This window comes from Novosphingobium sp. (assembly GCF_025351285.1).
Lineage (GTDB): Bacteria > Pseudomonadota > Alphaproteobacteria > Sphingomonadales > Sphingomonadaceae > Novosphingobium.
The window spans coordinates 79,935-89,318 of record NZ_JANXWG010000082.1; the positions used below are offsets into that span (position 1 = coordinate 79,935).

7 protein-coding genes are annotated in these 9,384 nt (G+C 66.2%); 4 read left to right on the top strand and 3 right to left on the bottom strand.

Annotation, left to right across the window (positions count from 1 at the left end):
• Window positions 1-13: 13 nt before the first annotated feature.
• From Q0R16_RS10020 to Q0R16_RS10030, 3 genes are read right to left on the bottom strand one after another with little or no spacing between them, the layout of a single operon-like run.
• Window positions 14-1,366 (bottom strand): ankyrin repeat domain-containing protein, encoded by a 1,353-nt coding sequence (locus Q0R16_RS10020; protein WP_295635748.1) that lies wholly within the window; start codon window positions 1,364-1,366, stop codon window positions 14-16.
• Window positions 1,359-2,699 (bottom strand): DUF1552 domain-containing protein, encoded by a 1,341-nt coding sequence (locus Q0R16_RS10025; RefSeq protein WP_295635749.1) that lies wholly within the window; start codon window positions 2,697-2,699, stop codon window positions 1,359-1,361. Before Q0R16_RS10025 ends, Q0R16_RS10020 begins: the two co-directional genes overlap by 8 nt.
• On the bottom strand, window positions 2,696-5,116 hold the full coding sequence (locus tag Q0R16_RS10030; protein WP_295635750.1) for a DUF1592 domain-containing protein: 2,421 nt from the start codon (window positions 5,114-5,116) through the stop codon (window positions 2,696-2,698). The genes Q0R16_RS10025 and Q0R16_RS10030 overlap by 4 nt, the downstream gene beginning before the upstream one ends.
• Before the next feature lie 191 nt (window positions 5,117-5,307).
• Here Q0R16_RS10030 and Q0R16_RS10035 point away from each other — a divergent pair, with 191 nt between their 5' ends.
• From Q0R16_RS10035 to Q0R16_RS10050, 4 genes are all read left to right on the top strand, one after another.
• Window positions 5,308-6,837 (top strand): adenosine deaminase, encoded by a 1,530-nt coding sequence (locus Q0R16_RS10035; protein ID WP_295635751.1) that lies wholly within the window; start codon window positions 5,308-5,310, stop codon window positions 6,835-6,837.
• A gap of 255 nt (window positions 6,838-7,092) precedes the next feature.
• Window positions 7,093-7,875, top strand: coding sequence for a bacteriorhodopsin-like (locus tag Q0R16_RS10040; RefSeq protein ID WP_295635752.1), 783 nt, complete (start codon window positions 7,093-7,095; stop codon window positions 7,873-7,875).
• A 4-nt stretch (window positions 7,876-7,879) separates the two neighbouring features.
• Window positions 7,880-8,836 (top strand): beta-carotene 15,15'-dioxygenase, Brp/Blh family, encoded by a 957-nt coding sequence (locus tag Q0R16_RS10045; protein WP_295635753.1) that lies wholly within the window; start codon window positions 7,880-7,882, stop codon window positions 8,834-8,836.
• On the top strand, window positions 8,833-9,384 hold a 552-nt coding region (locus Q0R16_RS10050), incomplete at its 3' end, for an NAD(P)-binding protein (protein WP_295635754.1). The genes Q0R16_RS10045 and Q0R16_RS10050, both read left to right, overlap by 4 nt.

Below are 9,384 nucleotides of genomic sequence, written 5' to 3' on the forward strand. Positions count from 1 at the left end.
AAGAGTCCCTGATTTACCGCGCCGCAACGGCGTGCGGCGATGGCGCGATCGGCCCGAACACATCGAGGTAGATCGCCTTGACTTCGCTCAGCCCGGTCAGCGCCATGACGGCGGCAGTATCGCCGTGCCGGGGCTTGATATCGGTACGCGCACCACGCGCGGCGAGCGCTTGCAGCATCGCGCGCAGGTCGGGCTGGATGCCGCCCCCGAGCACGATCTGCATCGCCGTAACCCCATCGCAGTTCACCACGTTGGCATCGGGCGCGAGCGTCAGCGCCAGGTCGAACGCCGGCGCGCTGCCACCTTGCGCCGCCGCGAGCAGCACATTGGTGCCATCCTGCGCCACGAAACTCGGATCGGCCCCCGCCGCAATCAGCCGCTTCATCACCCCGGCATGGCCCTTGGCGGCGGCCATCAGCAAGGGCGGCGTGGGCGGAACCTTCGGCGGCGGCCTGCCGAAATTGGCCTCGGTCACCCAGGTGATCCGCGATGGTCCGGTCAGGCCGTTGGGATCGGCGCCCTTGGCCAGAAGCAGGTCGACGAGCGCCACGTCACCCCCCTCGGCGGCGGCGTGGAGCAACTGGTTGCCGTTGCGATCGCGCTCGGCCAGATCCACGCCCCCGCGCGCGACCAGCATGGCGGCGGCTGCATAATTGCGCTGATAGACCGCAAGCTGGACGGCGCTGGTATGCTCCGGCCCGCGAAACCCGGCGTCCGCGCCCGCCGCGAGCAAGGCCTCGGTCGCTTGCGGCACACCGCTTTTGATCGCGAAGAACAACGGGGTGAAGCCGGCCTTCGACACGCGGTTCGCGTCGGCCCCCGCCTTGAGCAGCAGCGCCATCGCTTCGACCCGGCCCGAGGCTGCGGCCCACATCAGCGGCGTCTGGCCGCGGCTGTCCAGGTTCTCCGCCACGGCACCCGATGCCATCATCCGCGCGACTGCATCAGTGGGGCCGAAACGCGCGCAGATCGCCAACGGCGTCGTGCCATCGGGCGCGGCTGTCGTGACCGAAGCACGCGCATCGAGCAGTTGCGCGATGATTGCAGGGTGCCCCAGTTCGCACGCGAGCGCCAGCGGAGTCACCCCATCCGCATCGGCCAGGTCTGGGTTGGCTCCCTTCGCCAGCAGCGCCCTCACCATCTCCGGGTCCTGCGCATGGACCGCAAGCGCCAGCGGGGTGGCGCCGAACGCGATCCGCGCATCGGGATCGGCACGGTGGGCAAGCTCGGCGCGAACCGCTGCAACGTCATCGGCTTCGATCGCTCGGACCAGCGCGGCAGGATCGGTCGGCGCGTGAGCAACGGCACTCGACGCGCTGGCGATCAAGGCCGCGACACTCAAGATCGCGTGCAACGGCCTAGCCATGTGCCAGGTCCGCCAGCGGCCCGGTGCTGTCGCCGAACGACTTGGCCGGTACATCGAGCGTGTGCAACGCGGCGAGCAGCAGGTTCGACATCGTCGTCCCCTTGGGCACCACGACATGGCGGCCACCCGGCGCAAGCCCGCCCGCCACGATCACCGGCAAGTCCATGTGATCGTGGACATTGGGATCGCCGAACGCCGAACCGCGGATCACCAGCGTGCGATCGAGCAGCGTGGCATCGCCGTCCTTCACCGCCGCCATCTTGCCCAGCATATAAGCGAAGTATTCCATGTGGCGGCGGTTGATCAGCGCCAGCTTCGCCATCTTTTCGGGGCTGTTGCCGTGGTGGCTGAGCATGTGGTGCGAATCGGACACGCCGATTTCTGGATAAGTGCGATTGCTGATCTCGCGCCCGATCATGAAGCTGCCCACTCGGGTGATATCGGCCTGAATCGCCAGCACTTGCAGGTCGATCATCATCTTCACATGATCGTCGAAGCTGTCGGGAATGCCCGCCGGGCGTTCGAGGCTTGCGGCCTGCGCGCCCGCATCGCCAGACGCCATAGCCTTCTGGATACGCCTCTCGATATCGCGGGTGGCGTCGAGAAATTCATCGAGCTTGTGGCGATCGCCCGCGCCCAACTGGCCCGACAGCCGCGCGGTATCGTCGGCCACGAAATCCAGGATGCTTGACCGCCGCCGCAATTGCGCGAGGCGGCTGGCCGGATCGAGCGCATCGCCATCGCCGAACAAGCGCTCGAACACGTCGCGCGGGTTGGCGGTGACGGGTAGCGGCACCGTCGGGTTCGCCCAGGAAATGCCGTTGGTATAGGCACAGCTATAGCCGATATCGCAACTGCCGAGCAAGCTGGCGCGATCGATGCCGAGTTCGAGCGAGCCGAGTTGCGTGGCATCGCCCACATGCCGCGCATAGACCTGGTCGACCGAAATGCCGCAGCGGATGTCGGTGCCCTCGGTCTGCCGAACGTGCGAGCCGGTCAGGAATGCCGGGCAACTGCGGCCGTGCCCGGCGGGCCGATCACCCAGCGCGGCGGCCATCGGATGGCCCAGCCCGCTGATCACCGTGATGCGATCACGGAACGGCGCCAGCGGTTCGAGCGTGGGCGGTAGCACCAGCTTGCCGGCCGATGCGGGGCGGTACTGGTCCATCATCATGCCGTTGGGCGTGTAGAATATCTGCAGGCGTTTGGGCCGCGCGGTGATGTCGGCGGCGCGCGCGGTGGGCATCATCGCTTCCAGGAACGGCAGCGCGATCGTGGTGCCGAGTCCACGTAGAAGGGTACGGCGAGCCAAGGGTTGGCGCAGGACAATCATTTCGCTGGCACCTTGCGCAACCGGAACGGATCGCTCGCGACAATCCCCTGGATCACCGACTGGATGCGGTAGCCATCGGCGGCAGCCGACCGCGTGATCGTGCGCACTGCCGGCATGTCGCGCGGGTTCACTCCCCGCCCCAACGCATACGTCATCAGCCGTTCGGTGAAAGCGCCGGCGAACTCTTCCTTGCGCGCCATTAGCACTTGCCGCAGCCCGTCGGGACCGGAAAACTTGCGGCCATCGGGCAGCACAGCCGCGGCGTCGATCACCTGCCCCGCGTCCTGCTGGCGCCAGCCGCCGACCGCATCGTAGTTCTCGAGCGCGAAGCCGAGCGGGTCCATCCGCACGTGGCACGAGGCGCAGGCCGGGTTGCTGCGGTGCATTTCGAGCTGCTCGCGCGCGGTCAATTGCCGGCCGTCCTTGTGATCGACCAGCGCGGGCACGTCGGGCGGCGGCGGGGGCGGGGGCGAGGCGAGCAGGTTGTCGAGGATCCACTTGCCGCGCTTCACCACCGAGGTGTGGTTGCCGTAAGAGGTGACCGTCAGGATGCTCGCCTGCCCCAGCAGTCCGCCACGATGCCACGCCGGATCGAGACTGACCTGGCGGAATGCGGTGCCGGTCACCCCGCCGATGCCGTAATGCTCGGCCAGCCGCTGGTTGAGGAAGGTGTAATCGGCGTTCAAGAAATCGAGCAGGCTGCGATTGCTGCGCAGCATGTGGCCGAAGAACAGCTCGGTTTCCTGCGCCATCGCACTGCGCAGCCGCGCATCGAACTGCGGATAGACCGCGATATCGGGGCGCTGCTGATCGAGGTTGCGCAAGTACAGCCATTGTCCGGCGAAATTGCTCGTCAGCGCATCGGCGCGCGGATCAGCCACCATCCGCGCCACTTGCGCTTGCAGGATGGCGGGGCGGGACAGCTTGCCCTTTTCGGCCAGTTTGAGCAACGGCTCGTCAGGGATGCTGCTCCACAGGAAAAACGACAGCCGCGAGGCCAGTTCGAGATCACTGACCGGATGGACACTGCCGGGCGCGCTTCTGGCTGGATCATGCTCGATCAGGAACAGGAAGTGCGGCGAGACGAGGATCGCTTCGACCATCGCTTCGATGCCATGTTCGAAATCCGAACCGGCGCGTTCGCGCGCATAGACCCGCAGCAGCGGCGCGAGATCGGCTTCGCTGACCGGCCGGCGATATGCCCGGTGCGCAAGCGATGCGGCGATCTTGCGCGCGCAGGCCGCTTCGGCCGATGTGCGGCTGGGCCGGCAAGTGGATATCCCCGCGCGGCTGGGCGTCTCGCCGGCGGGGCGCGCGTCGAACGGCCCGGTCACGTCGATCTGGAGCACGTCGCGCGGGAAGTTGGTTTGCGAAAAGCGCGACGACATGCGGTACGAAGGCACCGAAAGCTGCCCCACTTTCGCACCATCCACCACCACGTCGAGCGCCAGCGTCCTGGGCGGATCGACCGGCAGCGGCACGACATCGAGCGTGTTGCGCAGCGTCTGCACGCTCTCATCGGGCGCAAGTTGGCGGTGAAAGGCCATGCCGATCGTGTGCGGGCCGGCGCCCAGCGACACGCGCAAGGCAAAGCGGTCTTCGGGCTGGCGGTCGGTTTCGTTGTTGGTGTTGGCGTTGAGCCAGCCGGCGATCTCGTAAGTCGCGGAATAACGGGCGTAATAAGAAAACGCCCCGCCGCCGCGCGAACCGAGCGGAAGCGCGTTGCTGGCGCGCTCGTTATAAGCAGGCCGGCCCGAATTCCTGACCGAGCCGTCCTTGAGCACTTCGTACGATGTCACGAACGGGCGGGTCGAGGCGAGGCCTGTTGCGAGGCGCCCGACTTTGCCCGCAACCGCGACGTAGCGGTCCATCAGGGTGGGCGAGACGCTCAGCACATCGGCCACATTGTCGAAGCCGTAGCCCGAATTGTCCTGCGGAAGGTCGCGCGAAACATCGACATCCAGTGCCAGCAAGTCCCGGACCGCATTGGCATATTCGGCGCGGTTCAGGCGGCGGAGCGTGGCGTTGCCGGGATCGGGATGCACAGTTGCGTAAGCGTCGAGTTCATGGCCGAGTGCGGTGACGAACGCCGCGCGTTGCGCCGGATCGGGCTGCGGTTTGCTGCGCGGAGGCATTTCGCTCAAGCTGGTGCGGCGCAGGATTTTTTCCCACAGATCGAGATTGGCGCCGTTCGCCACATCGCTGTCGTGCAGGTCGTCGAACGACAGCTTGGCAACGCGATCGATATCGTTGTGGCAACTGGCGCAGTGCTGGTCGAGCATCGCGCTTGCGCGGATCGGCGCCGGTTCCTGCGAACGCGCGGCCACAGAGAGCGCCGCTAGCAAGGCGCCAGCCGTCAACGCGCCGATCGAGAGCCTGGGATGCAACGTGTGGACCACCGCTGTTTCGGGAAACAATTCTATGCTGCAACCGCTAAGATTCGGCGGTGCATCCGTCCAATGCCGAATGCCGAACAGCCCTGACGAAAAATGTGCGCACCCTTGGTGGGCAAACGACTGCACGCATTTATGCAACGCGCCATGGCCTTCATTGCGATTGCAGCCGGAGCCGGAGTGCACACACTGCAACCGGTTTACGGGGGCACTGCATGCGCATCGCAACGGGTTTGATAGTGCTGCTGCTCGCCCTGGCACCGCCCGCGATCGGCCGCCCCGCCGCCCCTTCTGCCGAGGCGCGCACGGCGGCCCTTCTAGACCGGATCGCGGCCAGCCCGCCCCGGTTGCGCATGTTCCTCCAGGCGATGCCCAAGGGCGCCGATCTTCACAATCACGGCGGAGGTTCGATCTATGCCGAGGATTTCCTGGCGTGGGCGGCGGCCGATGGCTTGTGCATCGCGACCGACAGGCCGCGCATCGTCGATCCGCCGTGCGATGCACCCAACCGCGTACCCGCCGCCGGGCTGGAGCGTAACTACCCCCGCTACAGCACGATGATCGATGCGCTGTCGACGCGCGGGTTCGAGGCCGGGGTGGGCGATCCGACGGTGTCGGGCTACGATCGCTTCTTCGCCACGTTCGAGCGCTTTTTTTCGGCATCGGCCGACAACGGCGGGCGGATGCTGGCGGCGACGCGCGAACAGGCTGCGGCCGATCGGGTCGGCTATGTCGAATTGGGCGTGGGTTCGCGCGATGGCATGATGCTGGCGGTCAGAATGGGGGCGGCCAGCTTCGAAACCCGCGAGGCCGATGCTTTCGCCGAACTGCTGGCGCGGATGGCGCCACTTTTGCCCGCTGGGATTGCGGCAACGCGCGCGACGTTTGACCACTACGAGGCCGATTCTGCAACGATCGGACGATGTGCAAGTGCCAAGCCCCAGCCGGGCTGCGCGTTGCGAATGCGCTACCTCTACACCGCGATCCGCACGCAACCACCGGCGCAAGTGTTCGCGCAACTGGCGTTCGGTTTCGCGCTGGCGGAGGCTGATCCGCGCTTCGTGGGGATCAACATCGCCGCGCCCGAGCATGATCCGGTGGCGGTGCGCGATTATGGCTTGCACATGCGGATGATCGGCTGGCTGGCGCAGCGATTTCCCAGGGTCGGCTTGTCGCTCCACGCCGGCGAATTGACGCTGGGGCTGGTGCCGCCGCGCGATCTGCGCTTCCACATCGGCGATGCGGTGACGGTCGCAGGCGCGCGCCGGATCGGGCACGGCGTTGATATCGCTTACGAAACCGATGCTGCCGGCCTGCTCAAGCGCATGGCGCGCGATCGCATCGCGGTCGAGATCAACCTGACCAGCAACGCCGTGATCCTGGGCGTGAAAGGCCCGGCCCATCCCCTGTCATTGTACCGCGAAGCCGGGGTTCCAGTCGCGCTGTCGACCGACGACGAGGGCGTTTCGCGCAGCGACATGACCAATGAGTACATGCGCGCCGTAGCCGAGCAAGGCCTGCGCTACCGCGACCTCAAGCAGATCGCGCGTGACAGTGTGCAGTACAGCTTTCTGCCGGGGAGCAGCTTGTGGAAGGATCGCGCGGGCGGCCTGAAATTCGCCGATTGCGTGTCCGTAACATCCTCATCATGCGCCGCGTTTCTGGCCATGAATTCCAAAGCTGCCGTTCAGGCGCAACTGGAAAAGGATCTGGCATCGTTCGAAGCGCGTCAGCTTCACGACTGACCCCGCCCATTCGGGACATGGCACAAAGCCCGTATCGCCCGAGACCCGCAGCGGGCCTAACCGAATTGCGCCGCCACACACCCCTGGTCTCGCATCGCCCGCCAACTGGCCCTCGATGCGCCTGACCACCGGTCTGCCCCTGGCAGCTTTGGCGACACTTCAGGGTCCCGTAGATCGCATCGTTGCGATCAAGCGCACTCCCGCAGAACACGCCTCGGCGCACGCGCGACGGGGCCGATAGCGACGGAGAATTTGATGGATACCGTTACCCCGTTCCAGTTTTCACTGGTGTACAATGCATTTTCGTTCACCTTCGCGACGATGGCCGCAGCCTCGATCTTCCTGTGGTTGAGCCGATCGCAAGTGGCGCCCGCCTACCGCACCGCGCTGACCATTTCAGGGCTGGTGACCGCGATCGCCGCCTACCACTATTTCCGCATCTTCGAGAGCTGGACCGCCGCATACACATTCCAGAACGGCGTGGTTTCGGCGACCGGTTACGCGTTCAACGATGCCTATCGCTATGTCGACTGGCTGCTGACCGTGCCGCTTCTGCTGATCGAACTGATCCTGGTCATGCGGCTGTCGCGCGAGCAGACGATGTCGAAGTCGCTCCGCCTCGGATCGGCCGCGGCACTGATGATCGTGCTGGGCTACCCCGGTGAGATCGCCACCGACATTCCCACCCGCGCGCTGTGGGGAACGCTGTCCGCCATTCCGTTCGTCTACATCGTGTGGGAGCTGTTCAGCGGCCTTGGCGATTCGATCAACCGCCAGCCCGCCGTCGCGCAGGAACTCGTGCGCAAGGCACGGTTGCTGACGTTCGCGTCGTGGGGCTTCTACCCGATCGTATATATGGCGCCCTATGCCGGGCTGACGGGTGGGACGGTGACCACCACGATCCAGATCGGTTACACGATCGCCGACATTCTCGCCAAGGCCGGGCTGGGCGTGCTGATCTTCCTGATCGCCGCGCGCAAGTCCGAAGTTGAAGAAGGCACACAGTCGCCGACCGGGCTGAAAGGCCTGACCGCCTGATCCAATGGCTGCATCGGTCCGTTCTTTGGCCGCAGCAAAGCCCCGCGCTCCCATCGGGCGCGGGGCTTTCGTGCATCCGGCGTTCTGGCTGGCGGCGGCCGCGCTGGGGGTGGCGATGATCGTGCGCGCACCGCTGTCGCAGCCGGCTGCGATCGCCTTGGCGACCGTGGTGATGATCGGCGGCGGGCTTCCGCATGGGGCCTTCGACATCGCGCTCCTTCGGCGCGCGGCCTCACTCGACCGGCCTGCGCTGGCGCTGGCAGTGGGCGGTTACGCGGCGATTGTCGCGCTGATGGCGCTGCTGTCGATCGCCGCGCCGCTGTTGGCGCTCGTCCTGTTCCTGGCGGTTTCGGCGTACCATTTCGGCGAGGACTGGCAGATGCTCGATGTGCCGCTGCTGCGATTTGCGGCGGGCGCCGCCGTGATCGCAGCGGCCACGCTCGGGCATCCGACGGGCGTCGCAGCCTTGTTCGTGGGCATGAGCGACGCACGGGCTGCGGTTGTCGCGAAAGTGATCATCGCGGCGGCGCCGGTGGCGTTGCTGGTCACCTTGGTGGGCGTGGGCACAGCCTGGCGGAACGGCGATCGCCAATGGGCCGCTGCAATGGCGCTTTGCCTGGTATTGCTTGTGCTGCTCCCCCCCGTTGCGGGGTTTGCGCTGTTCTTCGTGTTCCTGCACGCGCCGCGGCACCTGGTGCAATCGCGAGCGTCGCTGCGTGACATGACCCGGACACGCTGGCTGGTAACCGGGGCGCTGGTTTCCGCGGCCACGCTGATCGGCTGGTGGGTGCAGCAAAGACTGGTGCCGGGGCAAACCGGCGCGAGCTGGACGGCGCAGGCATTCCAGTTGCTGGCGTCGGTGGCGGTGCCGCACCTTGCGCTCTCGCGCTGGTTGGAAAAGCGGCTAGAGCGACCGAATTCAACCAGACAGCATCTTTCAATTGCAAAGGCCAGTGCATGACTCGTCGTACCGCCATCGTGATCGGATCGGGCATCGGCGGCATCGCTTGCGCGATGCGCTTGCAGAGCCTGGGGTTCGATACGACCATCGTCGAGCAGCTCGACCAGCCCGGCGGGCGCGCTTATGTACGGCGCGCAGAGGGCTTTACCTTCGACATGGGGCCCACGGTGCTGACCGTGCCGCATTTCATCGAGGAGCTGTTCGCGCTCGAACGCGACGTGGCGATGCTGGCGGCGCCCGATTTCCCGCCGGGCGTGCTGTCGGATAACCCGGTGGGCAGCGATGGCAAGACCGGCGGCCCGAATACCCGGCGCTATGTCGATATCGTGCCGATCCTGCCGTTCTATCGCATCTATTTCGATGACGGCACGTTCTTCGATTACAACGCCGATCAGGCGCATGTGCGTGCGCAGATTGCGCGGCTCGCGCCCGAAGATGTCGAAGGGTACGAACGCTTCCACGAAGCCGCGCGCGCGATCTTCGAGCGCGGGTTCCTCGAACTTGCGCACCAGCGCCGCCACCAGCGCGCCGGTGCCGCCCATCGCGTA

What these genes read in the sequence shown, in the direction of transcription:
- Q0R16_RS10020 (WP_295635748.1), bottom strand. Translation starts at nt 1,366, where the DNA reads ATGGCTAGGCCGTTGCACGCGATCTTGAGTGTCGCGGCCTTGATCGCC.
- Q0R16_RS10045 (WP_295635753.1), top strand. Translation starts at nt 7,880, where the DNA reads ATGGCTGCATCGGTCCGTTCTTTGGCCGCAGCAAAGCCCCGCGCTCCC.
- Q0R16_RS10040 (WP_295635752.1), top strand. Translation starts at nt 7,093, where the DNA reads ATGGATACCGTTACCCCGTTCCAGTTTTCACTGGTGTACAATGCATTT.
- Q0R16_RS10025 (WP_295635749.1), bottom strand. Translation starts at nt 2,699, where the DNA reads ATGATTGTCCTGCGCCAACCCTTGGCTCGCCGTACCCTTCTACGTGGA.
- Q0R16_RS10035 (WP_295635751.1), top strand. Translation starts at nt 5,308, where the DNA reads ATGCGCATCGCAACGGGTTTGATAGTGCTGCTGCTCGCCCTGGCACCG.